Raw genomic sequence first — 21,755 nt, forward strand, 5'->3', positions numbered from 1 at the left:
GCTCTTTTTATTTTAATTCTTTCCTTTCGTTTTAATGTGTGAATTCATCATTCCATCCCTTACACACATCAATCCATTGTGTATAACCAGAGTGTTTTTCTAATTGTTTGATTGTTAGTTCAATAGCACTGTTACTGCTCCCGCAGGCTGGATAGACTGTCTCAAAACGTTTGAGTGACATATCTAAATAAACAGAAACGCCATTCTTTATAGCAAAAGGACATACTCCGCCAATTTCATGACCGATCAAGTCAACGACCTCATGAGGAGGCAGCATTTTCGCTTTTGTTTTAAAATATTCCTTGAATTTTTTGTTATCAACCTTTGCATCGCCAGAGGTCACAACTAAAATAGCTTGTCCATTTACTAGAAAGGAGAGTGTTTTTGCGATTCTTTCAGGTTCGCAGCCCAATGCAGAAGCAGCCAAGTCTACGGTTGCACTAGATACTGAAAATTCCTTAATTCGAGTATCCATTTCATATTGTTTAAAATAATCTTTTACTTGCTTGATTGACATGATGATTTCTCCTTTTTATTCGTATTGATTTGACATGATCTATTATTTAAACGATATTGATGTGGTGTTAGGCGATACTTTTTCTTAAATAAACGAATGAAATGCTCTACATTTTGATAACCAACGGCTCCCGAAATATGATCCACTTGTAAATTACTACCGGTTAGCATTTCGCAGGCTTTTTCCAATCTTATTTCTTGTCGAATTTCACGAAATGATTTGCCGAGTGTACGAGCTATATATCTAGACAGATAAGATTGTGAAAGGTTGAATTTCTCTGCCATCTTTTGGAGTGTTATATGCTCACAACATTGCTGAATATATTGAAGCATTTGAATCATACGTATATCACTATATGGTTTGACCTGAATGACGTTCATATGATTTGGTTTGAATCTTAATAAGAGACATAATAATATCTCAAACAAATTATTCATAATCAACTGGTAACTAGGAAATCGATTGTGATTTTCTATAAATAGTTGAAGAGAGCAGTCTAGCAAATTTTTATCCATGTGACTATGGAAAATAAGAATATGTTTATTTTCTTTTATATACAATGCATTCAAAAAGAACTCAGAAATGACATGATTTCCTTTTAACATTTTAAAAAACACTTTTTGAAAAGTACTTTTGCGGATCATGATTTGGATTGCGATTGTATTCTCCATTACAAGTGGCTTGTGTATTGTGTCAGGTGGAATAAAGGCAATATCTCCTGATTTTAAAGCGATTTTTTTATCTTCCACTTCTACATACATCTCATTTTCCAGAACATAGATCATCTCAAAGAAATCATGGATAGCCGACAATTGAGGCATAAAACGGCTATACTTTCTCACTTCTATATCTTTTTCCTGACCTAACCACATGGTATCCTCTTTTTCAAATTCGTTCTGCCCTCTTAGCAAAAATTCTTCTATATATATTTGCTTTTGGATGAAATTGTTATGATCATAATCCTTCAAAAGTAATTGCAATGATTGATTGTCATGCTTTTTCTGTTGGTATTGTTGATAAAAGATTTCTTGTTCGTTGTACTCTCTTAAATATTGCATCGCTTCATGTTTTTCAAGTGTATCTGTTTCCATCTACATCCAAACCTCTAGTTTATTTACTGCAACCACCAGGGCCTTCACTGTTGCTTCTATAATATCTTTATCAATTCCGGCACCCCAATGCATTTTTCCTTGATATGAAATACCAATCTGTGCACAGGCTTTTGCTTGAGAATCCTTGCCCAAAGAATTCTGTTCATAGACTTCCAAATCATACTCGAGATGAAAATGTGCTTTTAACGCATTACTGATTGCATCTAAACTTCCAGTGCCAGTTCCTTGTATGTCTATTTGTTGATGATCTCTCAGCAAAGTTAAGGTGACTTCTTGCTTCTCTCCTTTATGAAATTGATAATCAAGCAGCTGGAAATGAGGGTGAAAATCAACATACTGCTCTTTAAAAACATGATATATTTCTTCGACAGACAATTCCCTATTTGTCTGATCAGATACTTTCTTCGCTGCATATCCCATGGCTTCATTCATTTGATAAGGAAGTTGAATGCCATAATTTGTTTCTAGGATATAGCCTATGCCGCCTTTTCCAGACTGGCTATTGATTCGAATTACATCCGTTTGATAATTCCTCCCCAAGTCAACTGGATCAACTGGGATATACGGAACGTCCCATTTATCAACATGATGTTCCTTTCTATATTTCATACCTTTAGATATCGCATCTTGATGTGACCCAGAGAATGCGGTGAAAACCATCTCACCAGAATATGGCTGTCTCTCATGAACAGTGATTTTTGTTAGTTTTTCATATTTTTTACGAATCGCTTCTAGGTTATTGAAATTCAATTGTGGATCATAGCCTTGTGAATACATATTCATCGCCAAGGTAATCAAGTCTACGTTCCCTGTACGTTCACCGATACCAAATAATGTCCCTTCGACTCTTTCTGCGCCAGCTAGCACACCAAATTCTGCATCACTCACCCCAGACCCGCGGTCATTATGAGGGTGAACAGATAATGTCACACTGTCTCGGTAAGACAGATTTTTGTGTATATACTCAATCTGACTTGCAAAGATATGAGGCATTGAATATTCAACTGTTGTCGGAATATTGATGATCGCTTTGTGATGTGGTGTCGGTTTCCAAATATCTAAAACACTATTACAAATATCTAACACGTAATCCACTTCTGTTCCTGGAAAGCTTTCAGGACTATATTGAAAATAAATATCACTTTCTGTTTTTTCGGCCAGTTCTTTTACTAAAATAGCGCCATCAATGGCAATTTGTTTAATTTCATCTTTTGTTTTCTTAAATACTTGTCTGCGCTGCGCTTCTGACGTCGAATTATATAAATGAACAATCGCTTTCGGTACCCCCTTAATGGCTTCGAAGGTTCGGCGGATAATATGCTCTCTCGCTTGCGTGATCACCATAATCGTGACATCGTCTGGAATCATATGACGATCAATCAGTGTCCGTAATAGCTTAAACTCCGTATCATTAGCAGCTGGAAATGCGATTTCAATTTCTTTAAAACCGATCTCTACTAGTAGCTGAAACATGTCCAATTTCTCTTCTAAGTTCATAGGAATAGGTAATGCTTGATTTCCATCCCGTAAGTCCACACTGCACCATATCGGAGCACGTTCTAATGTTTCTTTCTTCACCCAATCATAAGTAAGGTTCGGTGGCAAAAAGTATTTCTTTTCGTATTTTTTGTGGTTAAACATCATCGATTCCTCCTGTAAATGGAAATAAAAAAAGCCTATCATCTCCAAGATTGAACTTGGAGACGAAAGACTTCTTCTTACGCGGTACCACCCCTGTTTCATGATAACTTTACATTATCATGCCCTTATTCGGATACAGATTGTTATATCTTATATCCTTCCCGTATAACGGTGGGGTGCCGACCTTAACTACATCAATCCTTTTCATTTCACTAAGGCTACTCTAAGGTGAGTTCCCTACCTTTATGTTATTGCTTCTCATCAACCAGCAACTTTCTGACAACATTTCGGCAAGTACTATTCCTTATCATCGCATTCTCATTTTTCTGATTTTTTCTATTATACCAAGATGACAAAAAAGAGATAGTGGTAGGGATATCTTTTTTAATTGATTTTTTTTGTCCTATGGGTGTCTTGTCTTCATTTTTAATTTTATTTTACTTCTGTTTTAATGGTAGAATAACTAGCGTTTTTTGCTAGAGTTTGAAGCGGTAATTTATCTTTCAGATGTTAATGGTCCTTGAATCGTTTTCTCATATTCTTGATAGGACAATCGAGCACATCTTTACCTTACGAGTTTAATATAACGGAAATCATTTTTAAGAAACTTGACTTTTTGTGCTATGGAAATTGAATGATTATTTTGTGGAAGGTTATTTAAAAATAGCACAAATGATCAAAAAGTAAGAGGAGGGAAGTAATAAAATAAAAGTAGAGGAGGGAGAAACAATGGATTACTATGAGAGAATACAGCTTTCGATTGAGTTTATTGAGGAGAATCTTCAAAACAATATAAGTATAAAGGATATTTCCTCGAAATCCTGCTTTTCAGCGTTTCATTTTCAGCGACTGTTTCAAGCCATTACAGGTTTTTCTGTGCAAGAGTATATCAGAAATAGAAGGCTCTCTGAAGCTGCTAGGTTACTGAAAGAAACAAATCAGAATATTTTACACATAGCGATTGCGTTCCAGTATGGTTCTCAAGAAGCGTTTGCCCGTGCTTTTTTACAATTCTTTGGGGTGACACCAGGCAGGTTTCGAAAAGAGGAAATGGTGTTAAAGAAACAAAACAAAATGGATTTTTTAGCGTATCAATCTAAGTTAGACAGTGAATTCAATATGAATAAACCTGTCATGACTCAATTAAACAAATTTTATATTATTGGTTACGAGTATCAAACGAATCTTCAAAGTGAGGAATATTTCACGGACATTCCTTTGTTTTATATGGATTTTGGAAAAAAGGAGTATTATCAACAGATTCCAAAGAGAAAAGCACCTCATATGGCTTATGGTGTATCTACTTCCTTTCATGATGATGGCCGTTTTTCGTTTGTGGTAGGGGAAGAAGTGGAGGAATCCGATATAGATTTAAATGAAGGGTTTGTAAAAATAGTGATTCCTGAGGGGAGATATGCAGAATTTAAAGTGAGTGGCTCTCATGAAATGGTGCAAAACACTAGAAGATATATCTATGGTAGCTGGCTCCCAAATTCTAATTATGAAAGAACGAGTGGACCAGATTTTGAAATAACAGATGTCTTACATTCGAATGGCCCGAACGATATCAAAATGAAAATCTATATTCCTATCGAGGAATAAGGGGGATTAAGAGATGAAAATAGAAAGTCTTTTTGGTACTTTTCCTGTAGTTGCGTCAAAGAATCTATTGTTAAAAAGGGTGGAAGAGCGTCATTTGCCAGAGTTATTTTCAATTTACGACAATGACACAGTCTTTCAGTATTGTGGGATCATTCCCAAACATAATCTCCAAACGGTAAAAAAAATGATTGGACATTTTGAACGAGATTATACGAAGAAAAGCAGAGTGAAATGGGGAATCTTTCAAAAGGATAATCCTCATACGCTAGTTGGTATCATCGAAACAATGGAGATCAATCAAAAAGTGAATGCGGTGACGATTGGTTATTTCTTTGCAGAGGAACATTGGGGAAAAGGCATCGCAACAGAAGCTGTCTCTACACTAGTGAAATTTCTGTTTGAAGAGATTGATATCAATAGAATTCAAGCGGAAGTCATGCCAGCAAATGAGGTATCAAAAAAAGTCCTATTGAAAAATGGTTTTATCAAAGAAGGGCTGCTTAGACAAGCTGTTTTATGGTCTGGCAAAGGAGTTGTTGATGTAGAAATATACAGCATGCTGAAAGAGGATTACATGAGTGAATAAGCTTGATAACATGATGCTGATATAGCGTTTAAGATATCAGCTTTTTATGATCTCATTTTTCTTTTATCGGAACCCTTTTAGAAAATAAAAAAGCGAACACTGAGCTCGCTCATTATGGTTAATTCAATTCGTTGGAAAATCGAATTTGTCTATCTTTTAGTTCATCATAGAATGTGAAGTGTTGCAACTTCAATTCTTCACAGACTTTTTTGATCATCCATTTGCCTCGTTCTTCAATCCTAATATTGACTTTATGTAGGTACTCACTTAATTCTTGTTCATTTTGAGGTTTTAATTGATTGTAATTTCCGATCCCTGCAAAATGACCTTCCCAAAATTCACTCACTGTCCATTCCTCATCATCGTTCACATAAGGTTGAAGGAAATATCGTTCGACGAACTGTTTCCAACAGCCTAATGGTTGAAAGAATTCAAATAGTGAATACATCGTAACATCCCAATAATCTTGAGAAAATAAATAGCGGCCTGAATTCATCCAATGTGGTAATACAGTGAAATTCCCAATGCTGTGAGTGGAAGTAGCGAATTTTTTGAACTCCTCCATTCTGTCAGCAATCCAATCGATTTTATTGAAATCATTAGAAGTTAATTTTGCATATTGCTTTGTAAGGGATTTATCTATTAATATTCCGATCTTTTCAAATTCCTCAACGGAATACGATGATTTCAAAATACTATGGTTAAAAGTTGTGATAAATGAATTCATTGTTTCTCCACGGATCACTTTACCTGTACCCCATAGAGCATTATAAATGCGAAAAGGTTCTTATCGCAATCAGCTTTACTACCGGTTTTCCCTGTATTGTTAGAGATTCCAACTTCTTTTAGTTTGCCAATCTTATACTCTAACATAAGTCTGATAGGGGACGTGTTTTCTGATATCGGCTCTTTGATATAACTTTGTTTAAAATCCCATTCCCAAGGCTTGATTTCAAGTTCTTCACACTTTTCAAATCAGCCTTCTATCCATGTGTTCCCCTTCAATTCTTTCCTCCTCTTTTCATTATCTATTGAACACTTTTTTCATTCTTAATCTTCTCCACAACACCACCGCAATAACAAGCAAAATGACACATTGAATCGAAAGCAAAAGCATTTGCATTCCCACAGACGTTTGCCCATTTGTGGTTTGATCCACAATATTATGAACGGCATGCCATAAGATCACCCATTGCAAGCTGTTCGTGAGTGCAACGATTTCGGCTGCGACGAGTCCAAATAAAAAGGAGAATAGGATTTGTGCGACGGTTAAGCTGAGGCTTTTTCCGCTTAGTAGATTCGCAGCATGACCAAGGCCGAATAGTACGGCGGAGCCCCATATGGCAGTGCTCAAGTTAATTTGTTTTAAATATTGAAACAGAATGCCTCGAAAGATTCCTTCTTCAAAAAGACCGACACACACCATGAAGAAACAAAGTGCTAGAAAGGAAGAAAGGGTTAGATCCTTATTTAATCCAGCAATAAATGGAACGGTCTCGATGATAAGGATTGGAAATATCCACATACCGAGAGAGCCTTTTCGAAAGCCTATTTCTTTCAAGTGAAAACGACTTTTTTGAATAATGAATAGAAGTAAAAGACACCCAGCTAGCATGGCGCAGCCATTGATGAGATAGATGGTCATCGGATCGGTTACTTCTTTGATGGATAAATAGACACCTGCACTTGTTGGGATGATTAAAGAAAAGAGCAGTAGAAGTACTGATTTTCGAATGATTGTGATTGGTTTCATGTGTTGATTCCTCCTCTAACGTCAGAGTAGAGGAATCATGCAGAAGTCACAATGAAATCTTCCTAACATGTCAATTTTTAGCCCTAAGATGCGCTTTAAAATGTTGTTCGTTTCTTTCGCTGCTGTAAAAGATCGTTGATTTCCTCAGCGGTTGCTTGATCTTTTTTATACAATAGGTACTTGATCACAAAGAATAAAGCCATGACCACAAGGAAATTCACGATAAACGAAAGGGGGCTGATTTCACCGCTCACAATAATGATGGTTGTTATAATCATACACATCACAAGGACGATATATAGAATTTGTTGAAAAAGAATCCGTTGATGGCTGTACGTTTGTTTTGGGTATAGCAAGAAGGTCAGGGCGCTTGAAAAAAAGGAATTGAACATGATGGCTTGTAACATATAGATGGGCATCGTTCCAAACGTGAAACAGTAAATCAATACGAGTGCAGTAAAGATTATACAAAATGTGATCAAAAGATTTGTGATATAACGTTTCATCCTGTTCACTTCCTTCGTAACCCAAGTTTCTCTTTTAATGATTGGATATAAAAACGTGAAATCATCACCTTTTCCTCATTTGTAAGCTTTGCTTCAAAACGACCGCTTGTTTTAGGAGAAATAGCGGCAATAGAATCTATATTTAGAATCATCGATTTTGAAATCCTGACATAATCGTGCGCTTCAAGCTGTTTTTCAAGTTCAAATAACTTTTCCTTTAAGAGAAACACTCCATCTGACGTATACAAGAACGATCTTTTATCAACGCTTTCTATATATAAAATGTCGTGATAATAGACCTTTTTCACTCTTTCTTTCGTGGGTTCTTGTGCTAAGAAATAGGGGGCTGACTGCTCCACTTGCTGGACAAGTTTTTCAACCGCCGGATTGAGTTCATAAATATGAAAAGAAACATACTCTGGTTGCGGCTTTTGGATGAAATGAATATCCGTTTTCATTTGTTTCTCCTCTGTCTATTTAAGATTTTTCGTAATCTCTCTTCAAAATTGAATACATATACACATCATCGAATCCCTTTTGACCCAATTCATACTCTCTTAATAAACCCTCTCTCACAAAATCAACCTTCTCTAATAATTGAACAGAAGACGTATTTGCTGGATCAATAATCGCTTCAATCCGATTCAGATTCATCTCCTGAAATCCATATCGCAATACCGCAGTAATCGCTTCCTTCATGATGCCTTTTCTCCAATGATCGTGGTGTAATTCATAGCCAATTTCCGTACGGAGGTGCTGTTTTTCTAGATTGAGAAAGCCGCAGCTGCCGATGATGGCTGGATTTTCTTTTAGAGAAATGCCCCAGCGGATGCCTGTTTGTTCTTTGAAGATATTGTCATACCATTTGATTTCTCCTTTTGTGTCTTCGATGGTTTCATGTGCATCAATGCCCATGTAGCGACACACGGTTTCATTGGATAAGTAGACGTGCATATCCTCGGCATCTGCGATCGTCGCTTGTTTTAAGATTAGTCTTTCGGTCGGTATCGTTGGAAATGATTGTGGTAATATCAGTTTATGTCTAGTCATATGTATCTCCTATAGTTTATTTTATTTAAATTATACCTTTATTGGTACAATTTGTGGAATGCTCTGATATAATATGAATTTATTATTGGGGTAATCATGTACATTCGAATTTACAAAAAAGAGGATAAAAGAAATGGGCATTTTTCTGATCATGATTTGTATCATGATGATCACCGTATCTTTAATGATTTATTTATTTAAAAAAGGTGCCGTTCGTTCTAAGGTGTTAGTGATAATAGGTTCTGTTTTAGGTGGAGCCATACTAGTTGTCTGGATAGCAATGTTTTTTAATTTTCACTCTATCACTTTAACAGATGAATCGATAGGTCATTTTAAGATCGGTCAAACATTTAAGGGAGATCATCAGTTTGTTGAGAATTCTCAATTCTCTCATCAAAAACAGACGGTCTATATGGAAAAAGAAAATCAAGATTTTGTCGTATCAGTTGATCAACATCATCGAGTTACATCTATTTACAATCAGTCAGCTCAAAAAAGTTTTCAAACATCTAAGGGTGTTACAATTGGGGCAGATTATTCATCTGTGATACAAATGTATGGAAATCAATTCAAGCAGCTTTGGTTTGTCGAAGGGTATAGCAAAGGTATACAATACCAAGATCAATCAAATGGCATCATTTTGGAGTTCTTTTTCAATGACGAGACACTAGCACTCATTGAACTTCGCAGTAAGCGGGAGTGAAATAGTAGAAAGTAAAAACGAGCATTCTATTGAAGTGCTCGTCTTTATGTTGTTTTTTCATAACATGCCTTACAATAAAAAACCCCTTCATTCCTCAGCCAAGCCTTCACCTCTGTCATTCCTTTTCTCTTTGGATAGACCAGCTTAACGTACACTTCTTCGTTACCTTCTATTTTCTTTTGGCAGCTAGCACAAGCAGGTTCTTCAAATAGAAACAATCAATATCCTCCTTTTTGTAGATATTTCTTCCATTATATCAAAAGTTCAATACGATCTTTGCGGCCTATTCTTCACTTTCTCTGTTTTTGTCCGACATATGCTAAGTAAAAGAAATTTCCGTTTGTTGAAACCGTTTGTGAGAAAGTGTGCTCTAACAGGTGTAGGAGGTGTGGATGAGATGAAGCAAGTGCGTCTAATTAAAAAAGCAAAAAAAGGGAATGTCCCGGCATTTGAGACATTAATGCTGATGTATCAAGAGCGTTTATATAAAACGGCTTTTCTCTACACAAGAAATAAAGAGGATTCGTTAGATGCTGTTCAGGAGACGGTCATGAAAGCATTTAAACATTTATCTGGATTAAAAGAACCAGCCTATTTTTCTACATGGCTGACTAGGATCTTGATTCATACGATTTTTGCGATGAAGAAAAAGCAGCAAGATGTTGTTCCGTTTGAACAGCATCATGAAAGCGTTGAGCAACATGATTTTTTGGAAGACAAGCTCGATTTAAAAAATGCACTAGATGTGTTAGATGAGCAATATCAGCTCGTGATTCAGCTATTTTATTTTCAAGATTATTCGATTTCAATGATTTCTGAACAGATGGGTGTGCCCGAAGGAACGGTCAAAACTCATTTGTATCGAGCAAGAAAGTTATTAAAGCAAACGTTGGAGAAGGAGGAGAGTGTCGATGGAACGAAAAGAAATGAAAAAGCTTTATGAAGAGATTGATGTACCAAAAGTTGAATTGACCTCTGCAATTCGTCAAGCAATGGGAGATGTGAAAGCGGAAAAGAAAAGACGTTGGTTCACATGGAATTGGAGAACGCCAATATATTCTGCCATCGTACTAATCGTTCTTTATTTTTCATCAGGCTTCCTTTTTCCTTCTCTTAATACAGCGATGGCTCGAGTACCATTGGTTGGACAGTTATATATGATGTTTCATGATAAAGTAGGAATGTCTCTTTTTCAGAGTGAGTTGGTGAAGCATGTGAATGAGGGGGCTGAATCAAGAGGGGTTACTGTGAAAGTGAACAGTGTGTACTATGATGCCGGGCGGCTTGTTTATACGTTTACTGTGGAGAATTTGAATACAAAGGAAGATTCTGTACCATTCATCGTTAGCAACTTAGATCATATAAATGAAACTTTCCAACCGAGTTACGACAATCAGGGATTGAAAAAATTAAAGGATGGCCGATATGTTGGGCAAATGGAAGTCTATACAAATGGACAGACAATTAAGCAAGGTCAAAAAGCCCCAATCGTCATTTCAAAAATTGGAGATATTGTAGGGAATTGGCGTTTTGAATTACCTGTAGTGAAGCAAAAAACCACACTATTAGCAGGACAAAAAGACGTGTCTATTTTAAATGGACGTTATCAAATAAGAAATGTAAAGGTAGAAAATGGAGTGAATGGCTCTGTTATTCAATATGCCATTGATTACAATGGTTTTGCCAAAGATGATAGAGTCAGTATAGATGGAATGAAGGATAATTTAGGGAATGAGTACGAGTTAGAATTAGGAACAAGGTTAGGAAGAAAACCACTTTCTCCTAAAAAAAATAGAGTCGATCATTTAACCATTTTGAATCAGCCGATCAATCCAAAGGCGACTGAATTGACATTTGACACATCTGTGGATATCGAACGAGAATACAGCCACATCATTCCTCTCAAGACAAAGCTGCCTGTGCAGTTCGAAACAAAGCATCATGGAATTGGGATCAAAATCAATAAAATAGAGCAAAAAGGACGTTCTGTGATTGTTGATTATCAATTTACTGGAGTAGACCAGAAAGAATTAGATGAGGATGTGATGAAGAATATCGGTGAATTCATTGGATTAGGCGATGTTGAAAAGATGAAATCATGGCCCAATCCACAAGCAGACTATGAAAGCGGATATTACTTGAAGGGGAACCATGCGAAGATGACGAATTTAAAGACAGCTTCCATGCAATCCACCTTTGAATTTGATGATAAGAATTTAGAAACTTTATCATTAAAACATTTTTCTTTTAAAGAATATGGGCTTTACCTTGATTTGTCAGAACTGAATATGTTGGCACCACAGAAGGCGATAACGGTAACCATTCCAGTCAAAAAAGAAACATCAAAAGCTAGTCAATAAATAAGAAAGCGAACATGATTACACATGTTCGCTTTTTGTCTGCTTTTGAACCAGCTGATTGAACGAGTACCGAATCAACATCAACGCAACAAAACTGGCTAGCCCGCCGATCCAACTTAAATTCGTTACATTTGTATATTGAATAATCAGACCACCCATTGATGATCCGAGCATCATGCCGATATTCATAATCGCTGTATTAAAGCTCAGCACGGTTTCAGATGTTTCGGGTTTTAGGGAGATGAGATAAAATTGCTTCGCTGGTGTTGTTGTCCATGTGGCGGTGCCCCAAATGGCGAGCGTGATGAAGACGCCAACTACCGAAAATTGTGTAAAGGATAATGCAAAGAGCATGAGCATCTGAACCGTGATGCTGATTGAAATGGTTCGGTTTGGTCCCCATTGATCGACAGCGTATCCACCAAAGCGTGAGCCAATAAAAGCAGAGATGCCTAAGACAAGCAAGGCAATGCTTGTCAGTTCAAGCGTAAATCCGGATGTTTGACGCAATAATGGCGAAATGTAAGCAAATACCATCGTGTAACCTAAGATCCAAAAGGCTGTCGTGGCTAAGCCGCTTAACACCCTACGGTCTTGAAGAATTTGCATTTGCTGTTTGAATGGCACATGGGAATGTCCCTCCATAGGCGGTAATAATCGATACAGAAGAAACAAGAGACATGCGGTCCCTATTGCAATGATGAGAAAAATGGCATGCCAATCTACATATCCTGCTAAAAATGTTCCAATCGGTACACCGAGTACTAGTGAAACAGTAAATCCAGTGATCACCGTTGCCATCGCACTCCCCTTTTTTTCTGGCGGGGCGAGCTGCGCTGCATAATTTGTTGCGAGCACAATATATAAGCCGCCACTCATGGCCATGATGACTCGCGAGAGCATGAGCAGCATAAAGTGATGGCTAAAAAAGGCAAGCACATTACCTGCTATAAACATGGAAATCGCCGATAAAAGAACCTTTTTTCGATTCAATTTCGATGTGGCCATGACTAAAAAGAGGGCACCCACGGCATAAAAAAGAGAATAGATGGTGATGAGCTGACCAGCAACAGGGATGGAGATGTGCAGATCGTCAGAAATGATGTCCAGTATGCCTGATACGACGAATTCTGAAGTACCTGTGACGAAAGAACCGACGGCTAAAAGAAATATAAGCAATGGATAAGATGTACTTTTCATTTTGAACCCTTCCTTTATGTTGAAACGTTGTATTCATTTTAAATTCCGTGCTAACATAAGTAAAATTGATGTTTTTCATGAAAGGGATGAGTGAATACTCATGAGCTTTGTTCGATTCGAGACGATGGCTAAGGTGGTCGAGCTAGGCAGTTTTACAGCTGCAGCTGAAGCATTAAATATGACACAGTCTGCCGTGAGTCATGCGGTGGCAAGTTTAGAGACGGAGTGGGGTGTGTCTTTATTCGTGCGTGACCGAAAAAAGGGCATTACGCTGACAGACACCGGTGAAACCCTTCTTCCGCATATAAGAGAAGTGCTAAATCGAGTAGAGAAAATTCAGCAGGAAATTGCGCTCACCAAAAATATTGAATCTGGCTTGATTCGGATTGGAACATTTGCCAGTGCATCCGCTTGTTTATTGCCAAAACTGCTTGTGAGCTATCAGAAAAAGCATCCAAAGATTGAATTTAAATTCTATGAGGGGACATATGAAGAAATATTGGAGTGGCTCGATTCTGGCATTATTGATGTTGGGTTTGTTGTAAAAGGTAAAGCGGATGAATCGTTTGATCTATTGCCACTTATGAAAGATAAAATGGTGGTCGCCTATCACGAAAATCATCGTTTTGAGCAGCAGCCAATTGTAGACATGGAAGAATTAGCAGATGAACCATTTATTATGCCAACTGGCATGTATCAATCCCATGTAGAGGATATTTTTTCAGAGGCGCAAATCAAGCCGTCTATTTTATTTGAAGTGCATGATTGTACGACCATTGCCCGCATGGTTGGGGAAGGACTTGGTGTGACGATAGGTCCTGAGTTATTCCTGAAAACGCAGCAACTTGTGCAGATCAGTCACCTGAATGTATCGCATCATCGTGAGGTGGCGCTTGCCTGTCCATCGCTCACGCAAGCTTCTCCTGCTGTGAAGGCATTTTTCGATGTAGCAGAAACGGTTTTTGCCAGAATTCAGTGATGGGTGTATAAAGAACTAGATGTGATTTTCCAAATTCGTGTAATAAGACGAATGAAGCGGACATTTCTTTGAAAAATGTTCGCTTTTTGTATTGTGTTTTAAAAATGAAGTTGGTACAATAGACACAGAAATCAAATAGATAGAAGTCGTATAATCGCGGGGATATGGCCCGCAAGTTTCTACCAAGCTACCGTAAATGGCTTGACTACGTCAATTCACACTCGTTTGATATAAATCATGCATTGTTCTTGTTTGATGTCACGGTCTGAATTCACATTGTAGTCAAGCGTCCCAAAAACTGTTGGGGCGTTTTTTATTTGACTTGTGAATGGGGCAGACTAAAGCAAAAGGACATGAAGGGAGTCAGTTGGCTTTGAAACAGTTTTTTCAGTTTGATGAGTTAGGTACGAATTATCGCAGAGAGATCATCGGCGGTTTAACGACATTTTTGTCGATGGCTTACATCTTGTTTGTCAATCCGATCACACTTGCTTTAGTAGCAGTACCGGATTTTCCAGATAAATTACGAATTGATCAGGGGGCTGTCTTTACTGCAACGGCGTTAGCTTCTGCGGCAGGTTGTTTCCTGATGGGATTGATCGCCAGGTACCCGATTGCAATTGCACCAGGTATGGGACTGAATGCGTTCTTCGCTTTCTCAGTTGTTCTTGGTATGGGAATCTCATGGCAGGCAGCACTTTCCGGTGTGTTTGTTTCAGGATTGATTTTCGTTGCTCTTTCTTTAACAGGTTTTCGTGAAAAAATCATCAATGCTATTCCGAGTGAGCTGAAGCTGGCTGTTGGTGCAGGGATTGGTTTGTTCATTACATTTGTAGGTCTTCAAGGATCTGGCATTATTGCCAATAACGATAATACGCTCGTTTCGATTGGAAATATTCATAGTGGTCCTGTATTGTTGACGGTATTTGGGATCGTTGTGACTGTCATTTTAATGGTTCTTCGTGTGAATGCAGGTGTCTTCATTGGGATGCTTGTGACAGCTATTGCTGGGATGATCTTTGGTCTTGTGCCAGTTCCATCTCAAATTATAGGAAGCATTCCAAGCTTGTCTCCAACTTTTGGTCAAGCCTTGATTCACTTGCCAGACATCTTCTCCATTCAAATGCTTGTGGTCATTTTAACGTTCCTATTCGTTGGGTTCTTTGATACAGCTGGTACACTTGTGGCTGTGGCAACGCAGGCTGGTTTAATGAAAAATAATGAGCTGCCTCGTGCAGGAAGAGCGCTTCTGGCGGATTCTTCTTCTATCGTCGTCGGTTCTGTTCTTGGTACATCAACGACGACGTCTTATGTTGAATCTAGTTCAGGTGTTGCTGCGGGTGCCCGCTCTGGGTTTGCAGCCGTCGTGACAGGTATTTTCTTCTTACTTGCGATGTTCTTCTCGCCACTATTATCTGTCGTGACATCAAATGTAACGGCACCTGCTTTAATCATTGTCGGTGCACTGATGGTAGCACCTCTTGCAAAGATCGCATGGGATCGTTTTGAAATTGCGGTACCGGCCTTCTTAACCATGATTATGATGCCACTGACATATAGTATTGCGACAGGGATTGCGATTGGTTTCATTTTCTACCCGATCACCATGATCTTTAAAGGAAAAGCAAAAGAAGTGCATCCAATTATGTACGGACTGTTTGTCATCTTTATTCTATATTTTGCTTTCTTAAATCATTAATGGTTTGTCTGAAACAGCAGCTCATGGAGGCTGCTGTTTTTTGTAGGGAAATTTTAAAAACATAGTTGACTTATAGGAATTATGTGTTTATGATGAAAAGACATAATACGCTGATTGGATCACCAAAGGCGCTTTGATTTCCTTTTTTCTATAGAAGGGTTCAGAGTGCCTTTTTTCTTGCATTCATTATAACGGGAGGGGATGACTTGTCACGCTGGCTTAGGCAGGTGATTGAGCGGAAAAAGCAGGTATTGATTGAGCAGCTCCTTTTATGGGGGCATGAAGAAAAACATGAAGCGCTCATGCATTATACGATTCATGAGCTGGAAAATGAGGTTCTCTATTTAAAAGAGCGCAAGCAAAATTAGTGGGATGGGGGATGAGCGATGGATGAACAAAAGCTGAATTTTATTTTATCTGCCTTAAAAGGGATTGAATACGGGTCGGTGGTGATCACCATTCATAATGGACAAATTACACAAGTCGATACGACAGAAAAGACTCGTTTCCCCGCACACCAGGAGAATCTTCGGATTCAGAAAGCAAAGCAGGGGCGCTATCGTTCATGAAAAGTGATGAAAGATGATGAAAAGCTGATCCACTCATCAGCTTTTTTGTTTTGTCTTATTTTCTCTCCATTTAAAACCTCTTCATTCTTTTATCCGTCTATTCGTATGAACGTCAAGGAATCTTGACTGAATAGAGAGACTCCGCTACTTTAATAGGAGTCATTCGGACAGGTCACTTGAGCCTGTGCGGATTGTCTGAGATAGGAGTTGATATGGGATGTTAGAGAAAGATCAAGAGCAGGTCACATCTGAAACGAAAAACGAAAACGAAGAGCCATCAATAGATCAAGAAACGAGGCAGTCCCGCCTCAGCCGCAGTGCTGCAAAACGAGGAAGAACGGCTAAGCCAGCTGATGAAGAGCGTTCAGCCATTCAGCGCATTGCAAGAGGTGTAGGAGGTGCGTTTAAGCGCTATGGCTCATATGGGTTTGCGATGTTAAAATCACCGAGTCGTGCGATCCATCAAGCGGACACTTTACGCATGAAGTACGCCTGGATTTCAATTGTGTTGTTCAGTGTGTTTTTTGCTTTAGGCAACTACGTTCAATTAAAGGCGTCAAAGACCCGTTTATTAGGTTTTGGTATTCATTATTCTTTTGGTGACGCCTTTTTAAAGGTAGCGGTCTTTTCACTCATTCTGTTGACACTGATGATGCTGACGGTTTGGGTGCTCGGTAAGTACATGCTGAAAGGGAACATATCGCTGAAAGAAGTGATCATGAAGTTCGGTGCCGTGCTTGTGCCGGTTTTGGTTTTATCTATCCTTTGGCTTGTATTTGCCATGCTGAATATTCCATATGTAACGGTGATTTTATCCGTCATGATGTTTTTCGGTCTTCAGCTGATTGCCATTGTGCTCTTCCGCTCCATTCAATCAGATCAAGAAGCTGTGCGGGGAGACTTGATGTATGCCGGCTGGGTCTTTTTGTTGATTGAGCTCGTCATCATTGCCCTTTTATGGGGCATTGTCGGAGAGTATTTGATCCCATCACTTGTTCCAGTTCGGTTTGGATAAAAACACGTTTCAGCGTGTAGACAAATCTTTGCAATCGGCTACAGTCCTGCGTGACGGTGCTCACGAATGTGAAATTCGCTTCACGCTGGTATTCGTCCTTCTTAGAATTCAAAGGTTTCTATCATGCTGAAAGAAGACAAAGGGTTAAAATAATGTTCATTTTAGCCCTTTATCAACCATCTAAAGCCTCCTTTTGAAAAAGGAGGTTTTTCATGTTGAGAAGAGGAAAAAACGGGTAAACTCTTGGTAACAAAGACCACCCCTTGTTGTCGAAAGATATATGTGTTTTTCTCGCGCAAATTTGATTGTATCAAGGTTTGTTCTCTAGTAGAATATGGGGTGCTTTATTTGATTTTTAGTGCAGGGGGTTCGAATCGTGCTTCAACAACTTTTATCCAATGCGTTCACCATGGTTTTGATTATTTTAGTGATTAACATTGTTTATGTCTCTTTTTCCACTATGCGTTTAATTTTAACAATGAAAGGCAGAAGGTATGCAGCCGCTTTTGCTGGTACTGTCGAGATGCTGATTTATGTCATTGGTTTGAGTATCGTATTAGATAACTTAGATCAAGTACAAAATGTCATTGCGTATGCGCTAGGTTATGGGATTGGAATCATTGTCGGGATGAAAATTGAAGAGAAGCTGGCACTTGGCTACATTACTGTGAACGTGATTACAAAAGAAATCGATCTAGATCTCCCAAAACAATTGAGAGAAAAAGGATATGGCGTCACCAACTGGGTAGTAGGAGGTCTTGAAGGAGACCGGTCAGCGATGCAAATTTTAACACCGAGAAAATATGAACTGCAATTATATGAAACGATTAAAACGCTTGATTCAAAGGCGTTTATCATTTCGTATGAGCCCAAAACGATTCATGGCGGCTTCTGGGTGAAGGCTGTGAAGAAAAGGAGAATTAAAGAATGACCGCAAAACCAAAGAAAAAGAAATTCTATGTGGAAGACAACATGACGATTGATCAAGTGTTGTCCCAGATGGCGGAGGAAGGCTACTCACCTGTCCGACGAATGGAGGAACCGATCTTTCAGGAAAAGAAGGAAAATGGGTCGATTCAGATCATTCCGATTGGGAAAAAAATCGTATTTGAGGGAAAAATACTCTAAATCCGAACATTAAAACGACGACTTCATAGATTGTTCGATAAATCCGTTGACATCATGAACATCCGTTGTTAAGATAAACATGAAATCAAAACACGAGCCTCATATAATCTTGGGAATATGGCCCATAAGTTTCTACCCAGTTACCGTAAATGACTGGACTATGCAGGATAGTGAACAAAACTGACATGGCGTTTTAAAAGCGAACAGCGCTTACCATGGCCCGGTTTGTGTTGCTTCCTAACAATGCAATACAAACCGGGTCTTTTTGTTCGGCGTTTGACAAGCTACTTAGGTTTGGGAAGCGTGTCAAACGATACAAAATCGAATAATAGCTTAAAGGTGGGGACAAAATGAAGCCGCTTGTAGGTGTCATCATGGGAAGTACATCTGATTGGGAAACAATGAAACATGCGTGCGATATCTTAGAGGAATTAAACATTCCGTATGAAAAACAGGTTGTATCCGCACATCGGACACCTGATTTGATGTTTGAATATGCGACTGAAGCAAGAGGTAAAGGACTCAGGGTCATTATTGCCGGTGCTGGAGGCGCAGCACATTTACCGGGGATGGTCGCAGCAAAAACGACACTGCCGGTCATTGGTGTGCCCGTACAATCAAAAGCATTAAACGGGCTGGATTCCTTATTATCCATTGTTCAAATGCCAGGCGGTGTACCTGTTGCCACAGTGGCAATCGGCAAAGCCGGTGCAACAAATGCAGGCCTTTTAGCTGCACAAATGATTTCAGCATTCGATGAAGCCGTTGCAGCACGCCTCGAAGAAAGAAGAGAGCAAACAAAACAAACTGTATTAGAAAGCAGTGATCAGCTTGGCTAAGCAGACCATTTTTCCAAACGCAACCATTGGTATCATCGGCGGCGGACAGCTTGGCAGATACATGGCCGTCAGTGCAAAGCAAATGGGTTACCGTGCAGCAGTTCTTGACCCCGTCACACATTCACCTTGTGGACAGGTTGCTGATATAGAAATTACAGCCGCATACAGTGACCTTAAAGCAATAAGGCAGCTGGCGGACATCAGTGATGTGGTCACATATGAATTTGAAAACATTGACTATGATGCACTCAATCAGCTGAAGGAAGAGGCGTATTTACCGCAAGGAAGCGAACTTCTTCTTTTAACCCAAAACCGTGAAACCGAGAAAAAAGGGATTGTAGATGCAGGCTGTGAAGTCGCCCCTTATCGCATCGTTCATGATGAGAAGGAGCTGAAAGATGCAGTAAGTGCGCTTGGTTTGCCAGCTGTGCTGAAAACATGCAGAGGTGGTTATGACGGTAAAGGACAGTACGTGATCAAAGAGAAGGATCAGCTTCATGAAGCGGCTGCACTTCTCACGCATGGGACATGTATTTTAGAAAGCTGGGTTCCTTTCCAAATGGAACTGTCTGTGATTGTGACGCGGTCTGTTCATGGGGAAATTGCGACATTCCCAGTCGCTGAGAACATTCATAAGCACAATATTTTATTCCAAAGCATCGTGCCTGCACGGGTAGATGGCAGCATTCAGGAGAAAGCAAAAGAGCTGGCAACAACGCTTGCTGAAAAGCTAGGGCTGGTCGGTACGCTTGCTGTTGAACTGTTCCTGACAAATGAAGGGAAGCTGCTCGTCAATGAACTGGCACCGCGCCCGCATAACTCTGGACATTACACATTGGATTTATGTGAGACGAGTCAGTTTGAACAGCACATTCGCGCCATATGCGGTTTGCCGCTTGGCGGAACAGCTCTTTTATCAGAGGGTATGATGGTGAATTTGCTGGGCGATGAAGTGGACATCCCAAAAGAACATCCTGAGCTTTTAAAGGAAGCGAAGCTTTATCTATATGGCAAACATGAAGTAAAAGCCGGCCGCAAAATGGGGCATATGACATTTATGAAACAGCTTGATGATGAATGGATGGCAAACATCACAAAGACATGGACTGAAAGAGATGGAGGAAACGGGAAATGATCGAACGTTACGCACGACCAGAAATGTCAGCAATCTGGACAGAGGAAAACAAATTTAATGCATGGCTTGAAGTAGAAATTCTCGCTTGTGAAGCTTGGGCAGAACTTGGCGTCATTCCGAAAGAAGACGTTGTGACTATGCGTAAGAATGCAAGCTTTGATATTGATCGTATTTTAGAGATTGAACAAGACACGCGCCACGACGTGGTTGCCTTTACGCGTGCTGTATCTGAATCTCTAGGAGAAGAAAGAAAGTGGGTTCATTACGGGTTAACATCTACAGACGTAGTGGATACGGCGCTTTCATATCTATTAAAACAGGCGAACGATATTTTGCTCAAGGACATTGAGAGATTTGTTGACATACTAAAAGAAAAAGCAAAAGAGCACAAATATACCGTCATGATGGGCCGTACACACGGTGTACACGCTGAACCGACAACATTTGGCCTAAAGCTTGGTCTTTGGTACGAGGAAATGAAGCGTAACTTAGAACGTTTTAAACAAGCAAAAGCCGGCATCGAATACGGCAAAATCTCTGGTGCTGTTGGCACATATGCGAACATCGACCCGTTTGTTGAGCAATATGTATGTGAGAAACTTGGCATCAAAGCTGCACCAATTTCAACCCAAACCTTGCAGCGTGACCGTCATGCAGATTACATGGCAACCCTTGCTTTAGTTGCAACAAGCATTGAGAAATTTGCTGTTGAAATTCGTGGTCTTCAAAAGAGTGAAACACGTGAAGTAGAAGAATTCTTTGCAAAAGGACAAAAGGGATCATCAGCGATGCCGCATAAACGAAACCCAATCGGTTCTGAAAATATGACGGGAATTGCCCGTGTCATCCGTGGTTATATGCTGACTGCTTATGAAAATGTACCGCTTTGGCATGAGCGTGATATTTCTCATTCATCTGCTGAACGCATCATTTTACCAGATGCAACGATTGCACTGAACTATATGCTGAACCGTTTCTCTAATATTGTGAAGAACTTGACGGTGTTCCCTGAGAATATGAAACGCAACATGGACCGCACACTTGGCTTGATCTACTCTCAGCGTGTTCTTCTTGCACTTATTGATACAGGTATGGCACGTGAAGAAGCATATGACACGGTTCAGCCAAAAGCGATGGAAGCTTGGGAAAAACAAGTACCATTCCGTACATTAGTAGAAGCAGAAGAGAAAATCACTTCACGCTTAACACCTGAACAAATCGCTGACTGCTTCGATTACAACTATCACTTGAAAAATGTCGATATGATTTTCGAACGTCTAGGTCTTGCGTAAGAAATGGGCCGCCTGCTAGTCAGGCGTCTAATCCTGAAAATTGCCAACATTCAAATTAGGAGGCCAATC

25 protein-coding genes, 2 riboswitches and 1 other annotated feature are annotated in these 21,755 nt (G+C 39.3%); of the genes, 15 read left to right on the forward strand and 10 right to left on the reverse strand.

Annotated features, from left to right (window positions below):
* Positions 1-31: 31 nt before the first annotated feature.
* Genes LCD34_RS18540 through LCD34_RS18550 form a run of 3 tightly spaced genes read right to left on the reverse strand, consistent with a single transcriptional unit; the run spans position 32 to position 3,270 of the window.
* Positions 32-517 (reverse strand): YbaK/EbsC family protein, encoded by a 486-nt coding sequence (locus LCD34_RS18540; protein ID WP_217816602.1) that lies wholly within the window; start codon positions 515-517, stop codon positions 32-34.
* On the reverse strand, positions 499-1,608 hold the full coding sequence (locus LCD34_RS18545; protein WP_224559836.1) for a helix-turn-helix domain-containing protein: 1,110 nt from the start codon (positions 1,606-1,608) through the stop codon (positions 499-501). Before LCD34_RS18545 ends, LCD34_RS18540 begins: the two co-directional genes overlap by 19 nt.
* Positions 1,609-3,270, reverse strand: coding sequence for a 2-isopropylmalate synthase (locus LCD34_RS18550; protein ID WP_224559837.1), 1,662 nt, complete (start codon positions 3,268-3,270; stop codon positions 1,609-1,611).
* Between the two features lie 55 nt (positions 3,271-3,325).
* Positions 3,326-3,590 (reverse strand) — a binding site (T-box leader).
* Between the two features lie 409 nt (positions 3,591-3,999).
* Between LCD34_RS18550 and LCD34_RS18555 the strand changes: the two genes are divergently transcribed.
* Both LCD34_RS18555 and LCD34_RS18560 read left to right on the forward strand, forming a co-directional pair.
* Positions 4,000-4,872, forward strand: a complete 873-nt coding sequence (locus tag LCD34_RS18555; RefSeq protein WP_007496930.1) for an AraC family transcriptional regulator — start codon at positions 4,000-4,002, stop codon at positions 4,870-4,872.
* Between the two features lie 13 nt (positions 4,873-4,885).
* Positions 4,886-5,458, forward strand: a complete 573-nt coding sequence (locus tag LCD34_RS18560; protein WP_224559838.1) for a GNAT family N-acetyltransferase — start codon at positions 4,886-4,888, stop codon at positions 5,456-5,458.
* A 118-nt stretch (positions 5,459-5,576) separates the two neighbouring features.
* Here the strand turns inward: LCD34_RS18560 and LCD34_RS18565 are convergent, their stop codons facing one another.
* The 5 genes from LCD34_RS18565 to LCD34_RS18585 all read right to left on the reverse strand — a co-directional run bounded on the left by LCD34_RS18565 (position 5,577) and on the right by LCD34_RS18585 (position 8,767).
* The gene (locus LCD34_RS18565; protein ID WP_224559839.1) at positions 5,577-6,185 is read right to left on the reverse strand and encodes a hypothetical protein; all 609 of its coding nucleotides are present in this window, start codon (positions 6,183-6,185) and stop codon (positions 5,577-5,579) included.
* Between the two features lie 297 nt (positions 6,186-6,482).
* Positions 6,483-7,211 carry a CPBP family intramembrane glutamic endopeptidase gene (locus tag LCD34_RS18570; RefSeq protein WP_017366736.1) on the reverse strand — a complete coding sequence of 243 codons (729 nt, stop codon included), beginning with the start codon at positions 7,209-7,211 and terminating at the stop codon, positions 6,483-6,485.
* Positions 7,212-7,306: 95 nt separating this feature from the next.
* Positions 7,307-7,717, reverse strand: a complete 411-nt coding sequence (locus tag LCD34_RS18575; protein ID WP_017366737.1) for a hypothetical protein — start codon at positions 7,715-7,717, stop codon at positions 7,307-7,309.
* A gap of 5 nt (positions 7,718-7,722) precedes the next feature.
* Positions 7,723-8,175 carry a LytTR family DNA-binding domain-containing protein gene (locus LCD34_RS18580; RefSeq protein WP_017366738.1) on the reverse strand — a complete coding sequence of 151 codons (453 nt, stop codon included), beginning with the start codon at positions 8,173-8,175 and terminating at the stop codon, positions 7,723-7,725.
* A 19-nt stretch (positions 8,176-8,194) separates the two neighbouring features.
* Positions 8,195-8,767: a GNAT family N-acetyltransferase gene (locus LCD34_RS18585; protein WP_017366739.1), complete on the reverse strand. Its 573-nt coding sequence runs from the start codon at positions 8,765-8,767 to the stop codon at positions 8,195-8,197.
* Positions 8,768-8,900: 133 nt separating this feature from the next.
* On the opposite strand from LCD34_RS18585, the gene LCD34_RS18590 reads away from it, so the two are divergent.
* Positions 8,901-9,470, forward strand: a complete 570-nt coding sequence (locus LCD34_RS18590; protein ID WP_017366740.1) for a hypothetical protein — start codon at positions 8,901-8,903, stop codon at positions 9,468-9,470.
* 44 nt (positions 9,471-9,514) lie between these two features.
* On the opposite strand, the gene LCD34_RS18595 is transcribed toward LCD34_RS18590, so the two are convergent.
* Positions 9,515-9,688, reverse strand: a complete 174-nt coding sequence (locus LCD34_RS18595) for a hypothetical protein (protein ID WP_017366741.1) — start codon at positions 9,686-9,688, stop codon at positions 9,515-9,517.
* Between the two features lie 179 nt (positions 9,689-9,867).
* On the opposite strand from LCD34_RS18595, the gene LCD34_RS18600 reads away from it, so the two are divergent.
* Both LCD34_RS18600 and LCD34_RS18605 read left to right on the forward strand, forming a co-directional pair.
* The gene (locus tag LCD34_RS18600) at positions 9,868-10,413 is read left to right on the forward strand and encodes a sigma-70 family RNA polymerase sigma factor (protein ID WP_008344317.1); all 546 of its coding nucleotides are present in this window, start codon (positions 9,868-9,870) and stop codon (positions 10,411-10,413) included.
* On the forward strand, positions 10,382-11,830 hold the full coding sequence (locus LCD34_RS18605; RefSeq protein ID WP_017366742.1) for a DUF4179 domain-containing protein: 1,449 nt from the start codon (positions 10,382-10,384) through the stop codon (positions 11,828-11,830). The genes LCD34_RS18600 and LCD34_RS18605 overlap by 32 nt, the downstream gene beginning before the upstream one ends.
* Before the next feature lie 18 nt (positions 11,831-11,848).
* On the opposite strand, the gene LCD34_RS18610 is transcribed toward LCD34_RS18605, so the two are convergent.
* Positions 11,849-13,030: an MFS transporter gene (locus tag LCD34_RS18610; RefSeq protein WP_224559840.1), complete on the reverse strand. Its 1,182-nt coding sequence runs from the start codon at positions 13,028-13,030 to the stop codon at positions 11,849-11,851.
* Between the two features lie 100 nt (positions 13,031-13,130).
* Between LCD34_RS18610 and LCD34_RS18615 the strand changes: the two genes are divergently transcribed.
* The 10 genes from LCD34_RS18615 (at position 13,131) to purB (ending at position 21,686) form a co-directional block, all read left to right on the forward strand.
* Positions 13,131-14,009 (forward strand): LysR family transcriptional regulator, encoded by an 879-nt coding sequence (locus LCD34_RS18615; RefSeq protein ID WP_017366744.1) that lies wholly within the window; start codon positions 13,131-13,133, stop codon positions 14,007-14,009.
* A 126-nt stretch (positions 14,010-14,135) separates the two neighbouring features.
* A riboswitch (purine riboswitch) is annotated at positions 14,136-14,237 on the forward strand.
* A 145-nt stretch (positions 14,238-14,382) separates the two neighbouring features.
* Positions 14,383-15,708, forward strand: coding sequence for an NCS2 family permease (locus LCD34_RS18620; RefSeq protein ID WP_024719393.1), 1,326 nt, complete (start codon positions 14,383-14,385; stop codon positions 15,706-15,708).
* Between the two features lie 206 nt (positions 15,709-15,914).
* Positions 15,915-16,076 carry a hypothetical protein gene (locus tag LCD34_RS18625; protein WP_008344307.1) on the forward strand — a complete coding sequence of 54 codons (162 nt, stop codon included), beginning with the start codon at positions 15,915-15,917 and terminating at the stop codon, positions 16,074-16,076.
* Positions 16,077-16,094: 18 nt separating this feature from the next.
* Positions 16,095-16,277, forward strand: a complete 183-nt coding sequence (locus LCD34_RS18630; protein ID WP_008344304.1) for a YezD family protein — start codon at positions 16,095-16,097, stop codon at positions 16,275-16,277.
* A 217-nt stretch (positions 16,278-16,494) separates the two neighbouring features.
* Positions 16,495-17,292, forward strand: a complete 798-nt coding sequence (locus tag LCD34_RS18635; protein ID WP_065459938.1) for a hypothetical protein — start codon at positions 16,495-16,497, stop codon at positions 17,290-17,292.
* A 376-nt stretch (positions 17,293-17,668) separates the two neighbouring features.
* Positions 17,669-18,223 carry a DUF2179 domain-containing protein gene (locus LCD34_RS18640; RefSeq protein ID WP_008344300.1) on the forward strand — a complete coding sequence of 185 codons (555 nt, stop codon included), beginning with the start codon at positions 17,669-17,671 and terminating at the stop codon, positions 18,221-18,223.
* Positions 18,220-18,420, forward strand: coding sequence for an NETI motif-containing protein (locus LCD34_RS18645; RefSeq protein ID WP_008344299.1), 201 nt, complete (start codon positions 18,220-18,222; stop codon positions 18,418-18,420). The genes LCD34_RS18640 and LCD34_RS18645 overlap by 4 nt, the downstream gene beginning before the upstream one ends.
* Positions 18,421-18,499: 79 nt before the next feature.
* Positions 18,500-18,601, forward strand: a riboswitch (purine riboswitch).
* A gap of 169 nt (positions 18,602-18,770) precedes the next feature.
* Positions 18,771-19,259, forward strand: coding sequence for a 5-(carboxyamino)imidazole ribonucleotide mutase (purE, locus tag LCD34_RS18650; RefSeq protein ID WP_008344298.1), 489 nt, complete (start codon positions 18,771-18,773; stop codon positions 19,257-19,259).
* Complete coding sequence (purK, locus tag LCD34_RS18655; protein WP_224559841.1) at positions 19,252-20,394, forward strand: 5-(carboxyamino)imidazole ribonucleotide synthase; 1,143 nt, start codon at positions 19,252-19,254, stop codon at positions 20,392-20,394. The genes purE and purK overlap by 8 nt, the downstream gene beginning before the upstream one ends.
* Positions 20,391-21,686, forward strand: a complete 1,296-nt coding sequence (purB, locus tag LCD34_RS18660; protein ID WP_148780533.1) for an adenylosuccinate lyase — start codon at positions 20,391-20,393, stop codon at positions 21,684-21,686. The genes purK and purB overlap by 4 nt, the downstream gene beginning before the upstream one ends.
* Positions 21,687-21,755: the final 69 nt, after the last annotated feature.

The sequence above is a fragment of the Bacillus sp. RAR_M1_44 genome (assembly GCF_020165935.1).
Classification (GTDB): domain Bacteria; phylum Bacillota; class Bacilli; order Bacillales; family Bacillaceae; genus Bacillus; species Bacillus altitudinis.